Below are 25,161 nucleotides of genomic sequence, written 5' to 3'. Positions count from 1 at the left end.
GAGGTTTGTATGGGGTTGGACGGCGGTGGAAAAATACGATCCGAGAAACGTTTTGGACAATCCAGAGCGCGATGTCATGCAGGTGCAAATAGCGGCAAAACTCGAAGAAGTACGACAGCGGCGCAATCTCTCGAATCGAGATTTTGTGGCGCTGATCAAGAGCTTTGCCAGCGAAAAGGAATTCTCCTACCGCACCTACTATTTGACGATGCGGCAGGAGCAGAATCTAACTCTCGCGACAGTCGCGCTATTCGCGCGGGCCCTTGAAATCAGCGTCGCTGAATTGCTGCTGCCGCCGGCAGTCCTGGAGCCATCCATGAAGCGACTCGACGTCCAGCAGATCAAGGACAACATCGCGCGCGCGATAAATGGCTTCCGCAGCCGCAAGGACATGATGAAGAAGGATGTTGCCGACCTGATCGGCATCTCGACCGTCACGTATTACAAGATCGAGCGGGGGCAACAGAACCTGACGCTGGCGATCATCGGCATGATCGCCAAAGGGCTTGGCGTGCCGACGGCCGCTCTGCTCCTCGGCCGCGTCCCCAAGCGCTGATTTTTGCCTTGCCGGGCGCAAGCGGCTCCGGCAGGCTTGTTCAAAAGCCCCCTTTGCGACGGTTCGACTGGGTGCGGACTGATTGGGTTAGGCGTCCGAGCCGTCAGCCGGACGGTGGTTTGCGTCCAGCAAACCGCTGAAAGCGGCCCGAAGGGCCATCCGCCCGGCTGTAAGAAGGCTGTCCGCCTTTCTGTTTATTGCCGAAGGTTCCTGAGGACGCCGCTTTTTTGAACCCAGTCGGACAAAATTTAAGGCCGAAGTTCGGCCGAAATTTTTTGAGCCATGCGAGCCAGCGCCGGCACTGGATTTTTACCAGGTTCGGCAGATGTCTGGCGCGCCATTGCGGGCGGTCTGTGATGTCGAGCAGGCCAAGATGGCGGGCCCGGCGCAGCGCGTTGCGGACGGTGGTGGCACCGACGCCGGCGCGGTCGCCGATCTCTTTGACGCTCGATCCGCAAGAGCCGTGCTGACGGCAATCCGAGGCGACAATGTAAAGCACAGCCCGTTCACCCTCCGTGAAGCGATCCCGCACATTTGGAGGTAGGGCGGCCATATCGCCCAAGCGCCGTTTCCTCGCCCATCGGACGGGGCAGCGCGACCCGCTCGCCGCTTGGTGGCGCGACTGCTTGGATTTCGGACGCTGCGGAAAGTAGGTGCGCGCCGGCGGCAACCGGGCTTCGCGTGCCAATTGCAGCAGGGAGCGCCGCGAACAGGCGGCCTCGCTTAGTTCTTGCGCCTCCTGGTCCCTCAAGGCGCCCTCGGCCAGCCCTCGCCAGACCAGCGCAAGATAGTGGTCGATCTGCTTGACCGTCGTGATGTCGGCAAGCCACTGGGCCATTTCGGTGTGTATGGTCACCACGTCTTCCCTTGCTTACGGCAAAGAAAATCCGTGGCGCGAAAGCGCATTTTCCTGTTGCGACTGTCAGGGGAAGCAGCTAGATTTTGCCATCTTGTTTTGGTGGCAATTCGACGGAATTGGCGTTCCGTTCCAGCTACGACCTCTTGGAAATCCGGCCTTCGCGCCGGGTTTTCTTTTTGCCTATCAGTTCTCCTACGATTCGATGATTTGCCACGGTAAGCGGCACGACGCATAAATTAAAGTAAAAACATGATTGCCGACAACCTTCGGAATACGCGGTGCCGCCGAGGCGGTTCGGCTTTGCGCCGTCGGCGCATCCGTTCCCGGCCGATCGCCTTCGCTGCACAGGGGAGGGCGGCTTTCGCCGCCCATGTCGTTAAGTATTCGTCGCTGTCGTCAGTGTTCTCATTCGCTTCGGAGCGAGGATGGACGCGGGTGAATATCGCCGCGATAACATCGGTCGTGTAGACCGTCTTGCCGTCCTTTTCGTTGGACGAGTTTGCCAACCCGGCCTTCCACGTAAAAGCTGTCGCCAACGTTTACGTTGTTCTTGATCCAGTCGGCGCGCGTGGCCGATCAGGATCGTGACTGTAAGGCGAAAACCGGTAGGGGGACCACTCACCCGAAGGGCCGGCGCAAGATTCTCGCATGCGGATCCGCAGCCGGTCCTGCACGGAGTCGGCGAAGCCGCGGAGGAAGAATGGGGGGATGCCGGTTTTCGCCTTTTTGGGGAGAGGGGGCAGAGCCCGCCTTTCCCCTCTAGCGACAAAGGAGTTGATACTTTAACATCGCTGCATGAGCGACGCCCAACAGATCGCGGACATGTATTTTGAGGAACTGCGCGAACGCGCAGAGCGCGAGGGGATTGATGCTGCGTTGCATGTGGCAGCGATGACGCTGGCGTTCTATCAGAACAGCGCCAGCACTGGATTTCATCGGCGACAAGGGCCGTTGCTGGTCACGCCGAAGACTGAGGTAAACGGGTCAGAAGAACCATGAACATTGACAGCGTGTCACTCTTTCGAATGTGTGCGATCGTCCCCGCAGCGATCATCACTCTGCTGGTGCCCGGATTCACGTTTGCGCAGGCAGGCAATCCGATGTGGCAGTCAGGATACAATTGGACGTGCGAAGCGACGGCCCGCACGATCTGTGAGCGAGACGGGACTTGCAAAGTCGGCGATGCAGGCGGTGTCAAGTTCGAGATCGAATATGAAAATAGCCGCGCGGTGTTTCCCGACGGGACGGTGAAGATCAAGCGTCACTACCGGCAGACGGTCAATGACAGTCCCCTGCAGGCGGAGGTGAAAGTCGAGCTGGCGGACAACCGCGTCCTGTGGTTGACGGCGGTCGATGCGAGCCGCACTTACTCGCAAGCCTGGACGGGGGCCATCGTCGAACCGAAAGGAGGGGTCGTGCTTTCGATCACGCAAGGCGTTTTTTGCCTTCCAGAATCGGCGAGAATGCCAAAGGGATGACACCGGACAGTTTGACCCGAAGGCAGCGTCGGGAACTCCAATGGTGGGCCGCTGAACTTGGCAAGGATCAGCAAGGCAGCGTGCCTTGCGCATCGTGTCACGGCGTCGGGCTGCAGGCGCTCGACAACGATCGCGACGCCGCCGTGATCAAGAACGGTGTGGGATACGCCGCTGAGCCTTGCCGCCGTTGCGCCGGCATGAAATTTTTTGGCCGCTAGGGGAACTGTTCCCGTCTATTCGATACCAGCCAATCGCCGCGTCCGGACCGGAAAAAACCGCCGAATTGTTCACGTTTGCGACGTTGTCGCTCCCCACAGCATCCCGGATTACGTGAGGGGAGGCGAGCAAGACTACGCCGGTCCTCGTTGGCAAGGCATTGCGGAGCTAGGCGGGGAATTTGCAAAACGTGGCGCGTGATGTGATGCCGGGAAAACACAGTTCCCCGCGGCTGGCCCAGCCATCGTTGAAAAAGCAGGAGCGAAACGCTTGACACAAACCTCAATTAAAGTACGACAATCAACGGTAGCAGGGGGCGACATCATGTCCGAATCCGCGGCCGCAAATGGCGGCTTCGTCGGGTTCGGCAGCGAGGTGTCGAATGCAGATTTTTCAAGTGCTGGTGATCGAGGACCAGCCCCTTTATGGCGACATGCTTCAACGCCGCCTCAAGAGATTTTTCAGCAAGCAGACCCTGGTACTGGTCGCCGGGACGCTCGAGCGTGCAAAGCATTTGCTGCGAGACAATGAGTTCCATCTCATCGTCACGGATGTCGGGTTACCCGGTTTTGACCCCACGTCAGAGGCCGATCGACTGACCGTGATCCGGGAAGTTGCAGCTGCGGCCAGCGAATCGACCCACATTGTCATGACCGGGTCACCAACTGTCGATGAATCTGAAGAATGCCGCCGTCTCGGATGCGCCGCCTATATCGGCAAAAGCGGACTTGGTTCGGATCTGCTGCAAAACATCCTTGGGCGCGCCGCCGAGGGCGAATTCGTTGCTCAGTTGTCGGAGGCTGAAGAGTCGGAGGCGGATTTCCGTCTGCACTATTCCGATCTGACGCAACGCGAAGAGGAGATCTTCAATCGTGTGCTGCAGCGCTCGCCAGGAACAACGCGCGTTGAAGTGTTCGAGCAGGCGCGAGAGTCATGGGGATTGGAATCGGATGAAACGGTCAGGAAGTATTACAAAACCGCCCGCGCCAAACTGGCCCGAAACGGGCTCCTGCCGAAAAGTATGATCTGACGACCATGTTGAAAAACAAGCTCCTGGGCCTTCATCTTGCTGCGCCGACTGTCGCGATTGCGTTCGCCGGTGCGGTCGCCACTGTCAGTTTCGCCCAGGTTACATCTGCGGTGACCGATCCCGAGAAACTGGTCATCGAGACGGACGCGGGAACCCAATTGGCCTCCTACGGCATCGACATGATGAAAAAACAGTTCCCGGTGCGCGAGCGCGCGACTCGCACGCCATGGACGAAGACGGGAGAGATCGTGCGGTTTCGAGGCGTTTTTCTCAAGGATTTGTTGGCCAAGCATGACCTCGATGAACACGCGGCAGTAGAGGTCCGCGCGGACGATGGCTTTATGGCACGAGTGCCGAAGGCGGACATCGACAGCTATGCTCCCATGATCGCGTATGAAAAGGAATGCACGGACGCAGATCGGCAGACCGGGAAGTGCGACGCCGACGACACCTACCGCCCGCTCGACATCGACGAGTCCGGGCCGTTTTTCGTCGTCTGGCCGTACGACAACCTTCCGGCGTCGTACATTCCCGCCCGCAATAATTTGTGGGTGTGGTGGGTTATCGCTGTGCGACCGGTCAAATGATGAGACGGATCAGTTTCGTCGACGTCCTCTACCTTGTGTTGATGGGCGCTGTAGCAGTCAGCGTGTGGGCGTTTTTTCAAGCGGACCGGCAGCACCAGCAGACCAGTCAGGTGCTGCAAGAGACATATGAAATCCAATGGCGAGCGGCCCAGATTCGGGAACGCCTGACGGGTGTCATGACAGAGCTTCAGATTGCGCTCGCCACTGGAAAAAAGTTGCCCCGGATAAACCGGGACGTTCGTCACTTGGCGCACAATGTCCGGCAAACATTGTCACTGGAATACATCGGCCGTTATCTCGGCGAACGGGATATCGGACGGCTGACGAACGCGCTGGAAGTGATTGAAACCGCGGTCGTGCCTGCGACTCAGGAGGCAAGCGAAAACTATAGCAAAGCGCTGGCGCAGCTGACCGAGTTGAGGTCGGACATGTTCCGTGTTTCCAACGCTGCTCTTGAGCACATGACCGCATATAGCGATGCCGCGCGCACGGAAGAGCGGAATAGACGCCTCGGCTTTGTGCTGGTCATGGGCTTAGCCACGATCGTGCTGATCGCGGTCGGTTCCGCCTGGCAGTCGCGTTTCGTCCGGTGGAAGGAGCAGCATCTGCGCTCATTCTCCAGCCTGTTTGCGCACACGACGACGTCCCATATCAGCGCGCTCAGGCTTTTTCTCGACGAGGTGAAAGAGGGTGAGGCTCCCGACAAGGGCATGATCGATCAAGCGCAAGCGGCCGCCAGGGATCTCGAACGAATGAATACCCGCTTGCGGGATATCATTATGGCCTACGAGCAACCGAAGGGGACCCTAGGTAGTCAACTGAAATCCCTTTCAGCGCTGCTCTCGGGCATTGCTGGAAATGTCGAACGACATGAAATCCTGAAACTGGACGTCAGCGACGAAGCGCTTGGCGCCCGTGTACCGGCATCCCAGTTTCACGTGATCCTGAGTGAGTTGGTGCGAAACGCGGAGGCCGCGATGGAGGGTCGGGAATTCCCGCAAATAACAATACGTGGTCGACTCCACAAACCTCTGATCGGCGCGAGGCGTCTGATCATGAGCGTCGAAGACAACGGCAACGGGATGACTGAAAACGTCAGGAAAAATGCCACGATGCCGTTCTTCTCCACGCGCGGTGGCAATCACACGGGCATGGGCCTGGCCAGTATAGTGGATCTGGTGCGCTGCATGAAAGGGAAGCTGCGGCTCGACTCCGCCGCTGGCCGCGGCACCTCTGTCCAGTTCGATTTTCCGCTGAGCCGAGCGTAGGCGCGCGGCACGGCTTGCATGCAGATTTGGTTGGGGTGGCTTAGCAAAATTGAGGTGTGACGGGGATGAGGGTACTCGTTCTGCATGCTCATCCGGACGATTCAAGTTACGGGGCAGCGCTGCACCAGGAGACGGTCGCCGGGCTGGAAACTGCTGGGCACACCGTCGACAACTGCAACTTGTATGCGGAAGGCTTCGATCCTGTGATGAGCTATCAGGATCGCATCGGCTACTATGAAGTTCCCGACAATCGACGGGCTGTCGAGAACTATGTGCGGCGATTGGAAGAGGCGAACGCGCTTGTCATCGTTTCGCCGGTTTGGACACTTGGGTTTCCCGCGATCCTCAAAGGCTATTTTGATCGCGTTTGGCTTCCTGGTGTGGCGTTCGCCCTGGTTAACGGTCGAGTTAGGCCAAAGCTCACTAATATCACGAAGCTCGCAGCGGTTATGACATATGGGGCGCCGAGGGCTCACACACTCCTCGCCGGTGATCCTCCGCGCAAAGTCGTGAAACGGTTGCTACGATCCCAGATCAGGCCGATGGCTCCAGTGCAATATCTCGCCCACTACGACATGGATCGTTCAACCGACAGGACTCGGGCCCGCTTCCTGAAGAAGGTCAAAGACAGATTTGCGCAATTTTAGGATGCGGCGTCTGAACTGGTTGCGATGATTGTTCCTGCGAGGGGCTATAAGCTGAGGCCCTTCATTCGCCTCATTTATTTAAATCAACGTGCTTGCCATTTCAGCACCAGAAAAAATGGGGCGCCGACGCCCCCTTTTTTCTGGCGGGTAACAGGCTATCACTCGAATCGCGGGGGGCGTTCCTGTCGAGGCATGCAGGTGACGATTGAGGATGCGCGACATGGCTCTGGCTATCGTAACGCTTAATGGTGAACGCCTTGAGGATCCTATCGCTGAAAGGCCGCTCATAGCGATACTTCGACGGCATCGTCAGTTGAGAGAGCAGGTGGAGCGTCTGTGTCGGCGGCTCGTCGAGTGCGAAACGGAAAGTCGGTTTTCAGCGCGGCTCGAAATGCGACTGAACGAGCTCCTTGCCCAAGAAGAGCATGCACGGGACGAGATGCTTCGATTTGCGGTCGAAAGCATCGAGGATTGCGCTGCCAAAGCCGCGCACCTCCGCTGGTTGCTCAACGAGGGCGACAGCGGATTGGAAGACGCCGATTGGCATTTGTTGTTGCAGTCGTTTGTGAACCGTACCCCGGTGGTCGTAGGCGCTTTCTCCTAAGCTGGCGTGGGGATGCCAAGGTGCCTTCCGGAAAACGAAGGCTTTTCAGAAGGCACTCTTCCTGTGACATCATTGGACGCAATGGTTCGTTCGCCGTTCGACAGGTTTCGCATCGGTTATTCATCTCGTTCCGATCCCCAGCCGTGCTTGGGCGATTGGGGCCACCCTTCAGGCGAGTCCTCCCACTCCTCCTGCCGGCCAAAAGGGGTGAGATCGAGGAGGTGGCGGAAGCCGGCCGGGACTGTCAGGAAGCGCTCGATCAGAATGTCTGCTCCGCCGCCGTCATCATCAACATCCTGGCGCGGCGGCGCGACCCGGCGCCGGCCGTCACCATTCTCACCCCGGACGCTCTTCGCCTGCAACACGAGCCGCTCGCCGACTGCGCCCGCTATGACAGCCTCAGGAGGGCAAGCTGATGGAACGCACCCAGGTTCTGGATCTGATGGGGACGCTGAAGCTCTACGGGATGCGCGGCGCCTATGACGAGGTCATGGCGACAGGCATCAAGCGCCAGCACGAACCGCCGAGGATCGTCGGCGAACTGCTGTCGGCCGAGATCGCCGAGAAGCAGGCCCGCTCCATCAAATACCAGTTCACTGTCGCCAAGCTGCCGATCGCCAAGGACATCGATGAGTTCGACTTCGACGGCACGCCGGTCAACGAGGTGCTGGTCCGGGACCGTCGCCGACCAGCGCAACGCCGTGCTCTTCGGCGGCACCGGAACCGGCAAGTCGCATCTGGCAATCGCCATTGCCCGCGCCCTGATCCGCAACGGCTCACGAGGCCGCTTCTTCAACGTCGTCGATCTCGTCAACCGGCTCGAGACCGAGCACCGCGGCGGCAAGCAGGGCCGTATCGCCGACTACCTCACCCGGCTCGTGCTCGATGAACTCGGCTATCTGCCCTTTGCCCAGGCCGGCGGGCAATTGCTCTTCCACCTGATCAGCAGGGCTCTATGAACGGACCTCGATCATCGTCACAACCAACCTGGCGTTCGGCGAATGGCCCGCCGTCTTCGGCGACGCCAAGATGACGACAGCGCTCCTCGACCGTCTCACTCATCATTGCGAGATCATCGAGACCGGAAACCGAATCCTGGCGCTTCAAGAACCGCGCCTGATCACCCTATCAAGCTGCCAAGCGCCATCCGCGCTCGCCCGGGCTGCGCAACCCTGACCAACTCCGCCCGGGCGAACTGCTGACCGCCGCGCATTACCTAAGGGGGTCAAATTGGACGCCGATCGGGGGTCAGTTTTGGACGCCGTTTGACAGGGAAGAAGAGCATCCCAACGTCGGATACCCCAGATTTGTTGGATATGCTTGAGCAGCCCATGTCAGGATATCACGGCAGGGCACACGAAGATCGCCCACATCGAACTCAAGGCGAGCATCGGGCGGCAGCTTAATTTCATGTTCCGAGCTCCACCGTATACTCCACGCTCTCGGCCTGCGCCACCCCAGTACGCAATATTAGCTCTGTATAATTTAGTAATTTCACTGTTCCTTAGGCATATTTGCAACACTTATTCTTTTCTCTTCTTTGTGCCTTGCTTTTGCGCTGTGTGGCAGCGGATACATGATCAGGGCAATTGGGTTTTTGCGGGGAAGGCATGTGGGAGCGGCCACGCCGATTATAATCGGGCTGGACAGCGGCGTCGTTTGCTTGACGCTGATGACGCAGTATTTGCGCCAGCCGGCCGATCCCGACGCCATTCGCCATGACCTGGGTCTGGGCGAACGGACCGCCGATCGCGTCTACCTCGTGCGGGCGGCAAAACGTCTTAAGCTCAAAGCCAAGATAGCAAGACCTTCGCCCAAGAGGCTGGACCGCCTGCCGCTGCCGGTGATCATCGAGAAGGCGGACGGCAGCTTTGCGCTGCTGGCGGCTTTGTCTGCGGGCAAGGTGCTTTTGCAGGATCCGCAATCGGGCGCGCCGCAGGAGCTTGCACGGGCGGACTTCGACCTCCTGTGGAGCGGTTACGTCGTCCTCGTCACCAGCCGTGCCTTCTCGCAGGGCTTTTCGCGGCGCTTCGATTTCTCCTGGTTCATTCCAGAAATCATCCGCTACCGCTGGATCTTCGCCGAAGTGCTGCTTGCCTCGTTCTTCGTGCAGCTGCTTGGGCTGATCTCGCCGATCTTCTTCCAGCTGGTGATCGACAAGGTTCTGGTCCACAACGGCCTGACCACGCTCGAAGTGCTGGTGATCGGCCTATCCGCTGTCTCGATGTTCGAGGTGCTGCTCACCGGCCTGCGCACCTATACCACCATCCATACCACCAGCCGCATCGACGTGGCGCTCGGCGCCAAGCTGTTTCATCATCTGCTTGGCTTGCCGATCGCCTATTTCGAAGCAAGGCAGACCGGCCAGACCGTGGCGCGCGTCCACGAGCTCGAGAACATCCGTGCCTTCCTCACCGGCTCGGCGCTCACCGTGCTGCTCGACGTGCTGTTTCTCTTCGTCTTCCTCGCCGTCATGTATCTCTACAGCCCATGGCTGACGCTGATCGTCATCCTGTCGATCCCGGCATACGTCGTGCTGTCGATGGCGGTGACCCCAGAATTCCGCCGCCGCATCGAGGAAAAATTCAACCGCGGCGCCGAAAACCAGACTTTTCTCGTCGAATCCATCGTCGGCGTCGAAACGCTGAAGGCGATGGCGGTCGAGCCGCAGATGCAGCGGCGCTGGGAAGACCAGCTTGCCGGCTATGTCGCCGCCGGCTTCCGCACCGCCAGGCTCGCAAACTTCGCCAGCAACACCGCCCAGTTTATCTCCAAGGCGGTGATCGTCGCCACCATGTGGTTCGGCGCCAAGGCAGTGGTCGCCGGCGACATGACCGTCGGCCAGCTGGTCGCCTTCAACATCATGGCCGGGCGCGTCTCCGGGCCGGTGCTGCGGCTGGCGCAGCTCTGGCAGGATCTGCAGCAGGTGCGCATTTCCGTCGACCGGCTCGGCGACATCCTCAATTCGCCAATCGAGCTATCGGGCGGGGCCGGGCAGGGATCGCTGCGCAAGATAGCAGGCCATGCCGCCTTCGATCACGTCACCTTTCGCTACCGCCCCGGCGAGCGCGAGATCCTGAGCGACGTCTCATTCCAGACCCAGCCCGGCGAGATCATTGGTATTGTCGGGCCGTCCGGCTCGGGCAAGAGCACCGTGGCCAAGCTGTTGCAGCGGCTGCATGTGCCGGAACGCGGCCGCGTGCTGGTCGACGGCGTCGACCTGGCGCTGATCGATCCGCGCAGCCTGCGCCGGCAGATCGGCGTCGTGTTGCAGGAGAACATCCTGTTTCGCCGCACGGTGCGCGAGAACATCGCACTGGCCGACCCGGCGCTGCCGCTTGAGCGGGTGATCGAGGCGGCAAAACTGTCGGGCGCGCATGACTTCATCCTGCAGCTCAAATCCGGCTACGACACGGTGCTGGAGGAGCGCGGCTCCAATCTGTCCGGCGGGCAGCGCCAGCGCATCGCCATTGCCCGGGCGCTGGTCACCAACCCACGCATCCTGATCTTCGACGAGGCGACCAGCGCGCTCGACTACGAGTCGGAATATGTCATCCAGCAGAACATGCGGTTGATGGCCAGGGGCCGCACCGTATTCATCATCGCGCATCGGCTGGCCGCGCTTCGCGACGCTACCCGTATCATGACCATCGAGGCCGGCCGCATCACCGAACAGGGCTCGCATGACGAACTGCTGAAGCTCAACGGCCGCTATGCCCAGCTCTACCGGTTGCAGGCAGAACAGCGCCCGACCGCCCAATCAATGCCAGCAGAGGCGGCGGAGTAGGCGATGGGGCGCTACTGGCAAGCAATCAGGGAAGGGGTGGCGCGTGAGGCCGAGAACAAGCGTCCGACCCTCAATCGCGACGAACGCGCTTTCCAGGCGGCGGCGATCGAGATCCTCGAGACGCCAGCCTCGCCGGCCGCGCGTATTTTCTCAGGCCTGATCATGCTGTTTGCCGCCGGCGCGCTGGCCTGGTCGTGGTTCGGCCGCGTCGACACCCATGCCACCATCCAGGGCAAGCTGATCCCGATCGGCAAGGTGCAGGTCATCGAGCCGCTGATCACCGGCACGGTCAAGGCGCTGCACGTCAGGGCTGGTGATCGCGTCGCGGCCGGGGATATGCTGGTCGAGCTGGAGCCGGCCGAATACGCAGCCGAGCGACAGAAGAATGCCGGCAACCTTGCTGCCGCCGAAGTGTCGAAAGCCCGGCTCAAGGCGCTGGTCGATGCCGTTGCCGACGGCACGCCGGCCACCGATGCGGAATTGGTGGCGCCGCCGAATGCACCGGCGCCGCTCGTCGACCTGCAGCGCCTGCAGATGCGCCAGTCGCTCGCCGCCTATCAGGCCGAACAGGAGAGCCTCGAGGCCGAGATTGCGCAAAAGCGGATCGAGATCGAGCGCGGCAACAAGTCGCTGGTCGAGCGCCGCAAGCTGGTCAGCCTGGCCGGTGACCGGCTGGATGTCTTTGAGGAACTGGAAAAGCGACAGGTCGGCATCAAGACCAACACCATCGACGCGCGCCAGGGCGAGCAGAGCCAGGTGATGGCGGTGGTGGCCGACGAAGGCCACATCGCCGAGCTTGAAGCCACCATTCGGACGCTCGGCGCGCAAAAACGCGCGCGCCGCGAAGCCTATCTCGACAAGATCGCCACCGAACTGATCGAGATCGACCGCTCGATCGGCGTGCTGCAGCAGGATCTGGCCAAGGCGGAGCTGTTCGAGCGCGCCAGCCTGCTCAAATCGCCGGTAGCAGGCCGCGTGCAGCAAATGGAGGTCAACACGCTGGGCGAAGTGGTGCAGACTGGCCAACGGCTGATGGTGATCGTGCCGGATGGCACGGCACTCGAGATCGAGGCGATGCTGCTAAACCGCGACAAGGGTTTTGTGCACGAAGGGCAGGATGTGCGGGTCAAGCTCGAAGCTTTCCCCTTCACAAAATACGGGACTTTGAATGGCAAAGTTCTGACCGTGTCCAATGATGCCATCTCGGCCGGCGCGCCGCAGGCGCCGGCGGGCAGGGAAGAAACTGCTGGCGATGCTGCCGGGCCGCTGGTGTTTCCGGTCCGCATCGCGCTCAACGAAACCTCGATCCGCGTCGAAGGCAAAGATGTCGTTCTGACCCCCGGCATGTCGGTGACGGCGGAGATCAGGACTGGCAACCGCCGGGTGATCGAGTTCCTGCTCGATCCGCTGATGGAGATGACGGATGAGGCCTTCCACGAGCGCTGAGACGGAGGCGGCTCGTCACAGCAACCTAGATCTAAGTAATTCTCAAGAAGGAATAAAACAATGAACTGCGTTCAAAGTGCTCGCATGGCGGTTGCTGCTTTTGGCGTCGCCTCGCTTGTGTCGTTTAATGCCCACGCCGATACGGTTGCGTTTGACACTGGCTACCAGAAGGCAGCGTTTTTGCTGTGCCCTGATGTGGTCATTCATAACGATGCCGGCTTTGGCAAGTTCATGCACCAGGACAGGAAGTACATTAATACTCGCGAGTACGAGCGTGGCTTCGCCTCTTTAAAAGCCGGGCTAAAGTCTGACGCTAGAAAAGTGTGCTTCGCGGCTGCCCGTGCCGGCGGTTGGTGGACCAGATCTCGCTGACGGGTCTCCTGGATCCGCAGCCTGTGATCTGAATTTAAATCTGAGACACTCCTGAAGATACTTGAATGGTGACTAAAAATGCTTTACAAGTATAAGCCAAACCATTGACGTAATTTAATGTCGCGATGTAATGTTGCGTCGATACGTAACTTGTGTGCAATAAATGTTGTGTGGCTTATTCCTGTGGCAACGATGGGAGAGCCGGTTTTATGGGGCGAATTAGATTTCTCCATTACATCTGACGCTCAGCGAGTTTTCCGCGAAAATTCATGGGCAGGGTTGGCGTGTGTTCAATAGCTCCGCATCAGGCCAGCGACGATCAGGCCCGGCTTTCCGGAGGCGGAGCGCTGACGTCTTGAACGACGTCACACATGAGGGTGAGAGGAGGTTCTTCATGCGCTCGCGGGATCAGGCTAAAGGACAGGTATAAATGAACTCAGAGATGAAGTTGATAGTATCATATTTAGCCGTTAACTTTGCAATTTTCTTAGGTTTGCTAATCATTTCATTGGCAGGGTACTTTGGGTTTTTAAATACGTTATGTAAATGCATCAATGGTAGTAATGATAGATTTCAAATATTGATTTTGATATCTGGAATGTTCACTTTGGTATCGGGAGCAGAACTTGTCGGAGTCGTTCGTAATCCTCAAGTGCGTGGGGCGCCCTATCGAAGGGTTCAGGATCCAATCGGGGTGCATAAGAAAGCGTTACTGATTGCGTCAATAATATCGATTTTAGTCACTGCAGCAACCATATGCCCAGAAATATCTGCTAAATTAGGAGTAGGCAATGTCTGTTAGCTTCGAAGCGAGAAGTGGTCTCGGCGGCATTTGGGGGAGTGGGCCAATTGGGTTTGGCTATTCTGCAGGAGCGAAAAGGACAGTTACTATTGGAGGGGCTAACCTTTTCGATTACTCGACCGAGACGTTTAAGAGCGTCTCTGGAACTTTTTGGGGAGCAACGGTAGGTTTTACCATGTCAAATGCCGGATTGGCTGTTGACACAGGACTTGGTCTCGAGTTCGGACAAGGCTACGGCCTCGGAGGATTTGTCGGCGTAAGTAAAGATTTTTCAACAAGTTCATGGTCTTTTGGCGCCTCCCTAGACGGGGTTGCCGGTCTGCCGGGTATTGGGTTTGGTTGGTACGGTAGTCTCGGGGTATCATTGGGAGTTACTTACGGACAGGAAACCTATACTCCCGGTGCTGCGTTTGCGGCGGCGATGTCACAGGTGGGAAATAGTGCGTACTTGGCAGGTATTGCCGGAAGTACATACGACCTTAATTCTCCTGTCAGCAGGCCACACTATCCAAACCTGCAATTTGCCTACGACGCTGTTGCTCTACAACAGCTCTATGAGGGAACACTTAAGGACTGGACCGGTTGGAATTCACCCAAAGAGAACATGACACCCGCTGATTGGGCGGGACAAAATCGCGGAGTGGTTGGTGCGATCGCTTCCCATGCCGATGGCATTTCACCCAACGCGATGCGTTCTGAATCGACCGAGGCGGCGCGTGCCGCAGAGGCTGCCCGCCAGGCCGGTATTGAAAAAAGCACTAACGTCTTCGGCGACTACGGGTACAAGACTGATGTCGCGATGACCGAGGCGGCGCGGCGCTCCGGTATTGAAAAAAGCACTAACGTCTACGGCGACCGCGGGTACAAGACTGATGTCCCGATGGCCGAAGCGGCGCGACGCGCCACCGAAGCCGACGCGCGTGCCGTGGATAGATCTGCGACTCCACCGAATCCAAGCACTAATCAGCCAAGCATTACATCACCTGCTGCAACTCCTTCATTTCGAGAGACTGAAGAGGACAGCATGAGGTCGTATGCAGCGTATCAGGCGGAAGAGGCTGTCTCGCGGAACCTATTGAACAGCATCGCATTAGGGGTCAGTCCAACTTCGTTAGGTCTTCCGGCGCAGTATAATTTTTCGACGCCAATCGTTGACGCAAACTATATGCCTATGCCTGTTACTGTTACGAGGCGCGTCCCTGTTACCAAACGTGTCCCTGTTGTCCGTGTAACTCCGCCGCGTGTGGTTGCGCCACCTGTGTATGTGCCAGAGATGGTTTACGTCCCTGGCGTTGGCTACACCAACGGTGCCGCCCCTATCGATCGTCTTGGTGCGCTTGCTCAGATTTCATTGGATAAAGGTTTATCGACCGCTGCTACCAGGGCGGCGGTTACACAAGGCGCCATTCAGCTTGGTGTGAATCCGTACGATCCTAACTTGCAGAAGATGATGGATCGGATTGGGAAGTCCAGCAAGTCCGATCATACGACCGAAGCGGGCGCCACCAGGTCCGGCCCTGTGAATGACGTTGGTGGCTATTCTACTACTCCCCATGACCATCATGGCAATTATACCAGTAGCGATGCCTCCCGTCGGAGCTCTTTCGGGGGCGGTTACAGCGGTTCAACGGGGGGTTACAGTGGTGGGTCGACATCGAGCAGTGGCTCGACATCGAGCGGTGGTAGCGCCAGCGGATCCGGCAGCACTAGTGGCCGTTCCGACTCGGCCGGCAACAGACCCGTCCTCCTCGACCTGGACGGCAACGGGCTCTCTGTGGACACGCTGGCCTCATCCAACCAATTTGTCGATCTCGATGGGGATGGCTACCAGCACCGCACCGCCTGGGCCGGTGCCGGCGATGGTGTGCTGGTGCTCGACGCCGATGGCGACGGCAAGATCAGCCGCTCCAGCGAGTTCGTCTTCACCGAATGGGACCAGACGGCGACCGGCGATCTCGAAGCGCTGAAAAGCGTGTTCGACACCAATCACAACGGCCTGCTCGACGCGGGCGACGAGCGCTGGTCCGAATTCAAGATCATGGTCGACGGCCAGCTTGTCTCGCTGGCGTCGCTCGGCATCGCCTCGATCGGGCTGACGGCGACAGGTAGCGGCCAGAACTTTGCCGATGGTTCGGCCATCACCGGTACGGCGACCTATACAAAGACCGATGGGACCACGGGTGCTGTCGGCGATGCCGTGCTGGCCTCGGACGCCAACAGTTACATCATCAAGACCATCACCGTCACCAATGGCGACGGCTCAAAGACCACCACGCTTGGCGGCTACGACAAGGATGGCACGCTGGCCTTCCAGAACCGCATCACCGTGAGTGCCGACGGACTGTCGACGACGACTCAGTTCGACGATGATGGCAACGGCACCTACGAACGTTCGCAGACCGATGTCACGACAGTGACGGCGGGTGTGCGCAAACGTGTCATTACAGACTTCAACACCGACGGCTCGGTCGCTGAGCGGACCACGACGACGACCAGCGCCGACCACGCTACGGTCACCACAGCGCTCGACCAGGATGGCGACGGCGTCAACGATCAGACACAGGTGTTCGTCAGGAATGCCGACGGCTCGACATCAACCATAGTTTCCGAAAACAGCGTCAACGGGACTTTGCTTCGCAAGGTCGCGACGACCGCGTCGGCCGACGGTCTGACCAAAACGGTGCAGAGCGACTCTACCGGCACCGGCGTCTACGATCTCGTCAGCACCGAAACCACCGTCGTCGCCGGCGATGGCACACGCACCAAGACGGTTGCCGATACCAGCAGCGGCGGCACCTTGATCGACAGGGAGCAGACCGTCACCAGCGCCGATGGCCGGACACGCACGGTTTCGCACGACCTTGACGGCAACGGCACCTATGAAACCCGCGATGTAACTGCCATCACCAATGGAACCAATGGTGCTGCGGTTACCACGGTTTCTACCTACAGCTCGACCAATGTGCTGATCGGCAGAACGGTTGCCACGACAAGCAATGACGGCCTGGCCAAGACGGTCTCGACCGATCTCAATGGCGATGGACGGTATGATATCGTCTCGTCGGATGTCACGGTGGTTGGCACCGGCGGCAGCCTGTCAGAAACGCAGCAGGTCAAAAGCCGCGACGGCACCTTGCTGTCCGCCTCCACCACCGACACCAGCGCTGACCGCAAGACGATTTCGATAACGACCGATGCCAATGGCGACGGCCATGTCGATATCGTCAAGTCGATCGTTATCGATGGTGCCGGCGTAACGACCTCGACGGTCGGTCAGTACAATTCGGATGGCTCGCTCGTCGGCAAGACAATCCGCCAGACCTCCGCGGACGGCCTGTCTTTGACCAGCAAGGCGGACATCGACGGCAATGGCATCTACGACGCTGTCGTCACTGACGTGACGACCACGGATGGTTCCAGCAACCGCACGCGCACAGTCACGACCAGAAGCGCCAACGGCACGCTGGTCGACAGTTCGGCCGTCACCACCAGTGCCGACAGCCTGACCCAGACGATCAAGGACGACATCAACGCCGACGGCACCGTCGATCGCACCACGGTCCAGGCAACCGTGCTCGGTGGCGACGGAAGCCGCACGGTCACCACGACGACGACCAGCACCAGCGGCGCAGTGCTGGCCAGGACCGAAGTCAAGACCAGCGCCGACCGCAAGACGACAACCACGAAGATCGACGCCAATGGCGACACCAAGGTCGATCGTACTCAGGTCGCGGTAGTCAACAGCGATGGCAGCAGCGTCGTCACCGTGTCGGACACCGATAGCAATGGCGCCCTGTATGCCAAGTCGGAAACCACGATATCCGGCAATGGCCTGACCGCCACCGACAAGCGGGATGTGAATGGTGACGGCGTTTACGATGCCGTGACCCAGGCGGTGACCGTTATCGGTTCGAACGGCACCCGTACGACGACGACCTCCCAAACATCGAGCAATGGCACATTGCTGGCCAGGACGATTGCAGCGGTATCGGCGAATGGCCTGAGCATCGATACCCAGACCGATGCCGACGGCAACGGGGTTGTCGAAAGCAAATCCAGTGACGTCACTATCCTGAATGCGGATGGTTCGAAGACCCGGACGGTCTCCGAACTCGCCGGCACCGGCGCGCTGATCGGCAAAACGACCACCACTACCAGCGCCAACGGGCGGGTCGTGACGACATCAAGCGATCTCGATGGCGACGGGCTCTACGACATCGTTTCGTCCGATGTGAAGCTTCTCGGGTCCGGCGGCAGCCGGAGCGAGACGCTGCAGACGAAAAGCCGTGACGGTTCGCTGCTGTCGAGCTCGAGCACCAACACCAGCGCTGACCGCAAGACGATTTCGATAGCGTCCGATTCCGACGGCGATGGCCATCTGGATTCGGTCAAGACGATCGCTGTCGATGGCACGGGCGTCACCACATCGACCGTCAATCAGTATAATCCCGATGGCTCGCTTGTTGGCAAGACCCTGGACCAGACCTCGGCCAATGGCCTCTCGCTGACCAGCAAGGCCGACCTCAATAGTGATGGCGTCCATGATATCATTGTCGCCGATGTGACCACCATCGATGGCTCCAGCAACCGCACGCGCACGGTGACCACCACCAGCGCCAACGGGGCGCTGATCGGCAGTACCTCCACGATAACGGGCGCCGACGGCCTGACCCAGACGGTGAAGGACGACATCAATGCTGATGGCACCGTCGACCGCACGACGGTCCAGGCCACAGTACTCGGCGGCGACGGCAGCCGCACGGTGACCACGACCACGACCAGCACCAGCGGTGCGATGCTCGCCTGGACCGAACTCAAGACCAGCGCCGACCGCAAGACGACCACCACCAAGATCGATAGCAACGGCGATACCAAGACCGATCGGATGCAGGTCGATGTCGTGAACGCCGACGGGAGCCATGTTACGACTGTATCGGACACGGATATTAATGGCGTTCAGCACGCCAAATCGGAAACCACGCTGTCTGCGAATGGACTTACCAGGACCGACAAGCAGGACGTGAATGGCGACGGCGTCTATGATATGACAACGCAGGCGGTGACGGTCATTGCCACCACCGGCGTCCGCACCACCACGACCTCGCAGACATCGAACAACGGCGCGCTGCTGTCGAAGACGATCACCGCAGTGGCGGCAAACGGACTTAGTGTTAATACTCAATTCGATGCGGACGGCGACGGCGTCGTCGAGGCGAAGTCCAGCGACGTCGCCGTCCTCAATGCAGATGGGTCGACAACCAGAACGGTCTCGACGCTCGCCGGGAGCGGTGCTTTGGTGGGCAAGACTATCACCACGACCAGCGCCAACGGCCTGACTTCCGAGACCCAGGCTGATCTCGACGGCAACGGCACGATCGACCGGACCACGACTGCAACTACGGCTCTGGCTGCCGATGGTTCCAAGACCGATACCATCACGGTGAAGAACGGCAGCAATGCCCAGATTTTCCGCACGCAGACGATCGCTAGCAGCGACGGGCATAACGTCACGACGACAAACGATCTGGACGGCAATGGAACCACTGACGAGAACGTGACCACCGTTCTGAATGCCGATGGCTCGACCACCGGAACGGCCCGAACCTACGGTGCCGGAGGTGTCCTGACGTCGAAGGCGACGCATACTATCAGTGCGAACGGCCTGTCGGAGTCGCTTGCGACCGATTTGGACGGCAATGGCACGATCGATCAGTCGACCACCAAGGTAGTCGTGCTCAACGCCGATGGCAGCAAGACCGAAACCATCACCGATCTCGACGGCGCCGGCGCGGTCAAGGACAAGACGACGATCGTCACCAGCGCCAACGGTTTGACCAACACGGTGACGTGGGCGGCGGTCGGCACGACCACCAGCCGTTCGATGACCGACACGACAGTGCTCAACGCCAACGGCAGCACGACGGAGACTCTCGCCTACAGGAAATCGAACGGCGCACTGGAGAGTCAGACCGTTACCACGGTGAGTGCTGACAAACTTACCAGCACGGTCGCCAGAGATGTCGACGGAAACGGTTCGGTTGATATCACCAGCACCTCTGTGAGAAATGCCGATGGCAGCGTGACCTCGACCATGTCTGGCCCCAACAGCGAAAATTGGTCATCGGCTTCGACCACCACAAACACGACAACACTCAGTGCCGACGGTTTGCACAGCGTAACGCTGTACGGGCCAACGTCGATTAACAAAATGCCGACGATGACGGCCAAGACCACCAGCGACACAACGCTTGGCGTCGATGGTTCGATCGTGACGGTCGTCAAATACTATCAATTGACGACGACGGCGACCCCGACACTTTTTCTGGCTGACCAGACCAGGATCACCAAAGCCGGCGACGGTATTTCCACCACCAAAGAATGGGACATGAATGGTGATGGGAGCTACGACAGCAGCCAGACTGACGTGACGGTGCTGAACGCCAATGGCTCGACGGTGCGCACCGTCAGCAAATTCGAAGGCGCTGTCCTGAAAAGCACTTTCGTCACGACGACCAGCGCCAACGGCCTGTCGATCACGACGAACCGGGATATGTTCGGAACGGATCCCTTCAGCCAGGACACGACCGACGTAACGACGATCAACGCCGATGGTTCGTCGACGCGAACCGTCAGCAATTTGAAGGCCGACGGCTCGCAGCTGTCAAAGTTCGTTACGACGACAAGTGCCGATGGCAGGACGACGACCACTCAGGAAGACATAGACGGTGCGGCCGGTTTCGATCGCACCATGAGCGACAGCGTACTTACTCTGGCCGATGGCGCGACCGTCGAGATTATCAAGAGATCGACCACGGGCGGTATTCTGCTCGACAGCACGATCATCACGACGAGCGGCGACAAGCGGACAATTTCGATCGACCGCGATGCCGATGGTGACGGCACCGTCGACCAGACCGAAGTGACGACGAATGCAGTCGACGGCTCGGTCAAGACGGTGATCACGGACTTCAGCGCGGCCAACTATAAATCGGCTCAGGTCACCATAACCACCAGCGCAGACGGCCTGAGCACGATTTCGGCATGGGATTTCGATGGCAACGGAACCGTCGACCAAACACGCACGGCCACCAAAGCATATCTTGGGAATGGTTCGATAGAGACTGATGCAAGGGACAAGAACGCTTCCGGGGCCTTTCTCGGCGCATGGGAGACGGTCACTAGCGATGACGGCCGTACCATCTACACAGGAACGGATATTGACAATGGCGGCTTTGACAACATCCGGGCAGCAATCGTTGCCGCGGATGGCTCGGTCACGGAAAGCTTCCACAATGGATATCGCAATGTCAGTCTGCTTATTCCGGGCTTAGTATATTGGAAAAACGATGTTGCGGAAAACGCCATCGTAAAAACGAGCGCGGACGGCCTGACGACGACGACATATTTCGACTTCGACGGGAACGCTACCAATCCGACCAGCAATCCAACCTCGAACCCGAGCACGACCAACTTCGAGGTTGCCGCGGTATCTCAAGCCCAAATCGATGACTCCGTCGTCACCACGTTCACAGAAAAGAACAGCAGTGGCGTTGTTGTCGCCAAAGGCACTATGACGATTAGTGCCGACGGACTGACCACAACTTTGCTTAAGGATGCCGACAACAACGGCACTTATGAACGTACCGAGACATCTATAACCCGCATCGACGGGTCGATTCGGAAGGTGGTAACAGATTACAATTCCAGCGGAGTGGTGACGCAAACCGTCACCACCGATGTCAGTGCCGATGGCAAATCAACCTCAGTCGTAACCGCCAATGCCACGACCGGGACGGGAACCACCACCGGCGTCGGCGTCGAGTTCATCGCCACGGGAACCACCAACGACACGATCACCGGCAGCACCGGCGCCGATCACATCCAGGGCGGTGCTGGCGTCGATACGATCAATGGCGGCGGCGGCTACGATGTCATCGATGGCGGCACCAGTGCGGACACGCTGAGGGGGAATACTGGAAACGACACCTACATTGTCGACGAAGTCGGAGATCAGGTCATTGAAGCCGCGGGCGAGGGCACCGACATCGTACTCAGTTCCGTGACCTACACGATTTCCGACGCAGATGTCGAAAATCTGACCCTTACGGGCTCAGCTGCGATCAATGCGACCGGCAACAACTCCGCAAACGTGTTGGCCGGCAATTCTGCCGATAACGTGCTTGCCGGTGGTATCGGAAACGATAGTCTATTTGGCGGCGCTGGCAATGACTCGCTTCAAGGCGGCGGCGGCAACGACATGCTCGCTGGTGATCTTGGAAACGACTACGCGAACGGCCTCGATGGCGATGACAGTTATGTTTTCCAGCGGGGCGACGGCAGCGATACCATCGAAGATATCTGTATGGATTTTGTGTATCCTTGGCAAACGGCCGACTTGGACGCTGCGGAGGCATTGGGTGTCTCTGCCAGCGGAATTGTCGACACCTGGGTCGGGGGATATCTCTGGCACACCGGCTTGAATTCCCTTTTGAAGATCGTTCCTGTTAGTAACAACGCTGACACACTTGTACTTACCGGCGGCATTGCGGCGGACGATCTTTCTTTCGGGTGGACAGGTATAGGCCACGACAATCTTGTGATCAACATAGCTGGAGGGCCTGCCGGAGACAGCATAACGATCAATCAGCAGGCAATCGCCGCAGCAAGAATCGAGAAATTGACGCTCGACGGGCTGGGCGCGATGACCTTCGGGGTCGCGAGCGCTGGCGGCGCTACACTTAACGGCACCTCGGCTAACGAAATCCTGTTCGGACTCGGTGGCAACGAGACAATCAACGGCAATGGCGGCAACGACATCTTTTATGGCCGCGCCGGCAACGATGTCATCAATGGCGGGTCGGGCACCGACACGGTCTATGGTGGCGCTGGGAACGATAGCCTGAATGGTGCGGGCGGCGATGACCGTTACGTCTTCCGTCGCGGCGACGGCACCGACAGTATCAAGGACTTCAACGTCCTCACAACCACCGCAAGCGCCGACATTACCGCGGCACAGGCGAAAGGCGTTTCCGCAACAGGTATCGTCAACACTTGGGTCGGCGGCTATTATTGGAACACCAGCATCAACGGCCTGCAGAAAGCGACAGAGGGCAATGTCGATACGCTGGCATTGGAAAGCGGCATCAAGGCCGAAGATCTTTCATTCTCCTGGACTGGCGCCGGTAGCGACAATCTTGCGATCACGATCGCCGGGGGTCCTGCAGGCGACAGTGTCGTGCTCTATCAGCAGACAACGGCAGCAGCGCGCATCGAAAGGCTGACGCTCGACGGACTGGGCACGAGGAACTTCTACGTGGCCACGGCTGAGGGAGCCACTGTCAACGGAAGTGCCGATGCCGACATCATCTTCGGGTTGGACAGTTCCAGAAACTACGAAACGCTGAACGGCAACGCCGGCAACGATGCCCTTTACGGCGGCGCCGGCGATGACGTGTTGAACGGCGGCGGCGGAAATGACACCCTGCTTGGTGGCGCCGGCAACGATTATACGAATGGTCAGGATGGTGACGATACTTACGTATTCAGGCGCGGCGATGGCAACGACTTGATCGAGGACTATGTAGCAGTCGTGGCTTCTTCCGCGCCCGATATCGCTGCAGCGCAGGCATTGGGGGTTTCCGCCAGCGGAACGGTCGATACATGGGTGGGAGGATACCGCTGGATAACCAACTTAAACTCCCTCTACAAGATCGTTGCTTCCGGCACCGATACGCTAGCGCTGACAGGTGGTATCAAAGCGGATGATCTATCTTTCTCATGGTCAGGCGTCGGTCAGGACAACCTCGTTGTCTACATCAACAACGGATCGTACTGGGACACCGTTTCAATAAACCAGCAGTCGTTCGACAACGCAAAAATCGACAAACTTGCCCTCGACGGCCAAGCCACGAGGAACTTCTACGTGGCCAAAGCCGCCGGTGCTACCGTAAACGGCAGCACGGACGCCGATATCATGTTCGGTCTCTCTAGTAGTGAAACGCTTAACGGAAATGCAGGCAGCGATGCGCTTTACGGCGGGGCCGGTAGTGACACGCTGGTCGGCGGGACAGGTAACGACAGTTATCATTTCGCCGCAGGCGGCGGGGCCGACACGATCGTCGAGTCCGGTGCCTACAACGACAATGACGAGCTGGATTTCGGGGCGGGTATCGACGCCAACGAGCTCTGGTTCAGCCAGCAGGGCAACAACCTGGTCGTCTCGGTGCTGGGAACCACCGACAAGGTGACGATCAGCAACTGGTTCGCCGGGCCAGGAAATGTCGTCGAGACGATAAAGTCCGGCGATGGAAAGGTGCTCAATCACTCCGACGTGGCAACGCTGGTCGCTGCCATGGCCGGGTTTGATCCGGCAACGTCGCCAACGGGGTCAGGCATTCAGCCTGGTGACCCTCTGCTTGGCAATCCGGCTCAGACAGGCACTATCGCCGCAGCGATGCAATCGTCCTGGGCGGCAGCATGAGTTGAGCGATTGACGGATCCGAGCGTGCGTCGGCTCGGATCTACCACTCACCTGCGGATCGGCCTCGAAGGGTCGTGCTCCGACACGCCAGGATTTTCAAAGGACTGCTTGACGGCCTGTCTCGCTCGGTACGATCGTTATTCTCGCAGTTAGCCAGACATCTCGTCACGAAAACCAAAGTCAGATAGGAGACGCGTATCACGAGATCCTTAATCGCATTTCAGTATGGGGCACAATTGGTCCGGTCTGGCGACCTTTTGAACCTCAGGCTAAGCTATGTAATGGTTGATTAGTAGGGGCGAGTTGCCTGCTAGAAGAGGGGAAACGATTTGAGCCGCATTTTGGTAATTGTCATCGCAGGAATCTGCTTCACAATATCGACTGCTTCGGCCGGGCAGGGAGAGCAAAACATCAATTACTTGGCACGTATGGCAGATGGCAAATTGCATCGGCTGCAGCAATTTCAGGTAACATCTATGGCCTATTGAAAAGGTGCCCGGCGCTGAGACCAAGCGAAAGCGGAAAAGCCATGATGGCTGTCCCCCTCCTTTTGTACGAGGGGCTAGATAAACACTTGGCGCCTCCCTCTAAATTCAAGCGGGCTGTCCGCGTGTTTGATGGCGCTTACCGAAAGGCTGTTCTGAGTAAGGTTAGTTGCCAGGCCGGGAAGGCCAAGGACCCAGATAGTTACCAGTAGATGCCCGCCTTGGCACCCGCCGGTCATCTACGCGCGGCACCCCTCGCGGCTTGTTGGGCAACAGCGGCTCGATCGCGCGCCATTCTCGGTATGAAAACGACCCCATTGGGAATTCATGCTCAGTCAGTCAGACAGGAAGGTCTCCATGGCGGCTCCACGGCAGTTGTGTGAAACATTCCGATGAACACTGCGCCGCGAGCCGGGAAGGCCGCCCAGCCCCAAAGCGCTTTCTTGACTTTCTGTCCGCTGCAGTTGTGTGGAGAGCAGAGGGAAGTGCTGTTCATGCGGCCGAGGAATCCAACCGAGGCGTGGCTGACGGAACCTTTAGTTTA

The 25,161-nt window shown here is 58.9% G+C and carries 14 protein-coding genes and 2 pseudogenes; 15 read left to right on the top strand and 1 reads right to left on the bottom strand.

What is annotated here, in order from left to right:
* Positions 1-52: 52 nt before the first annotated feature.
* Entirely contained in the window at positions 53-556 is a 504-nt protein-coding gene (locus AC0L3O_RS26845) for a helix-turn-helix domain-containing protein (RefSeq protein WP_473617090.1), read from the top strand.
* Between the two features lie 103 nt (positions 557-659).
* Here AC0L3O_RS26845 and AC0L3O_RS26840 read toward each other — a convergent pair whose 3' ends face one another.
* Positions 660-1,394, bottom strand: a complete 735-nt coding sequence (locus tag AC0L3O_RS26840; RefSeq protein WP_473617088.1) for a hypothetical protein — start codon at positions 1,392-1,394, stop codon at positions 660-662.
* A gap of 816 nt (positions 1,395-2,210) precedes the next feature.
* Here AC0L3O_RS26840 and AC0L3O_RS26835 point away from each other — a divergent pair.
* The 14 genes and pseudogenes from AC0L3O_RS26835 (at position 2,211) to AC0L3O_RS26770 (ending at position 24,132) form a co-directional block, all read left to right on the top strand.
* On the top strand, positions 2,211-2,414 hold the full coding sequence (locus AC0L3O_RS26835; protein WP_473617087.1) for a hypothetical protein: 204 nt from the start codon (positions 2,211-2,213) through the stop codon (positions 2,412-2,414).
* Entirely contained in the window at positions 2,411-2,893 is a 483-nt protein-coding gene (locus AC0L3O_RS26830; protein WP_473617086.1) for a hypothetical protein, read from the top strand. Before AC0L3O_RS26835 ends, AC0L3O_RS26830 begins: the two co-directional genes overlap by 4 nt.
* 598 nt (positions 2,894-3,491) lie before the next feature.
* Positions 3,492-4,139 (top strand): response regulator, encoded by a 648-nt coding sequence (locus AC0L3O_RS26825; RefSeq protein WP_473617084.1) that lies wholly within the window; start codon positions 3,492-3,494, stop codon positions 4,137-4,139.
* Positions 4,140-4,144: 5 nt separating this feature from the next.
* Positions 4,145-4,726 carry a hypothetical protein gene (locus AC0L3O_RS26820; RefSeq protein ID WP_473617083.1) on the top strand — a complete coding sequence of 194 codons (582 nt, stop codon included), beginning with the start codon at positions 4,145-4,147 and terminating at the stop codon, positions 4,724-4,726.
* Entirely contained in the window at positions 4,723-5,994 is a 1,272-nt protein-coding gene (locus AC0L3O_RS26815) for a sensor histidine kinase (RefSeq protein ID WP_473617081.1), read from the top strand. The genes AC0L3O_RS26820 and AC0L3O_RS26815 overlap by 4 nt, the downstream gene beginning before the upstream one ends.
* 65 nt (positions 5,995-6,059) lie before the next feature.
* Positions 6,060-6,641 carry an NAD(P)H-dependent oxidoreductase gene (locus AC0L3O_RS26810; protein WP_473617080.1) on the top strand — a complete coding sequence of 194 codons (582 nt, stop codon included), beginning with the start codon at positions 6,060-6,062 and terminating at the stop codon, positions 6,639-6,641.
* Positions 6,642-6,861: 220 nt separating this feature from the next.
* Positions 6,862-7,245 carry a hypothetical protein gene (locus AC0L3O_RS26805; RefSeq protein WP_473617079.1) on the top strand — a complete coding sequence of 128 codons (384 nt, stop codon included), beginning with the start codon at positions 6,862-6,864 and terminating at the stop codon, positions 7,243-7,245.
* Positions 7,246-7,487: 242 nt separating this feature from the next.
* Positions 7,488-7,661 (top strand): annotated as a pseudogene (locus AC0L3O_RS26800) (IS21 family transposase); the annotation flags it as partial.
* Positions 7,661-8,365: pseudogene (istB, locus tag AC0L3O_RS26795) on the top strand (IS21-like element helper ATPase IstB). The pseudogenes AC0L3O_RS26800 and istB, both read left to right, overlap by 1 nt.
* Before the next feature lie 456 nt (positions 8,366-8,821).
* Complete coding sequence (locus tag AC0L3O_RS26790) at positions 8,822-11,032, top strand: type I secretion system permease/ATPase (RefSeq protein ID WP_473617077.1); 2,211 nt, start codon at positions 8,822-8,824, stop codon at positions 11,030-11,032.
* Positions 11,033-11,035: 3 nt separating this feature from the next.
* Entirely contained in the window at positions 11,036-12,478 is a 1,443-nt protein-coding gene (locus AC0L3O_RS26785; protein WP_473617076.1) for an HlyD family type I secretion periplasmic adaptor subunit, read from the top strand.
* A gap of 60 nt (positions 12,479-12,538) precedes the next feature.
* The gene (locus AC0L3O_RS26780; protein WP_473617075.1) at positions 12,539-12,850 is read left to right on the top strand and encodes a hypothetical protein; all 312 of its coding nucleotides are present in this window, start codon (positions 12,539-12,541) and stop codon (positions 12,848-12,850) included.
* A 430-nt stretch (positions 12,851-13,280) separates the two neighbouring features.
* Positions 13,281-13,652, top strand: coding sequence for a hypothetical protein (locus AC0L3O_RS26775; RefSeq protein WP_473617073.1), 372 nt, complete (start codon positions 13,281-13,283; stop codon positions 13,650-13,652).
* A gap of 448 nt (positions 13,653-14,100) precedes the next feature.
* Positions 14,101-24,132 carry a calcium-binding protein gene (locus AC0L3O_RS26770; protein WP_473617072.1) on the top strand — a complete coding sequence of 3,344 codons (10,032 nt, stop codon included), beginning with the start codon at positions 14,101-14,103 and terminating at the stop codon, positions 24,130-24,132.
* Positions 24,133-25,161 lie beyond the last annotated feature (1,029 nt).

The organism is Mesorhizobium sp. WSM4810 (assembly GCF_055811235.1).
The sequence above is the reverse complement of the archived record's forward strand: the minus strand, read 5'-3'. Positions and strand labels throughout refer to the sequence as shown.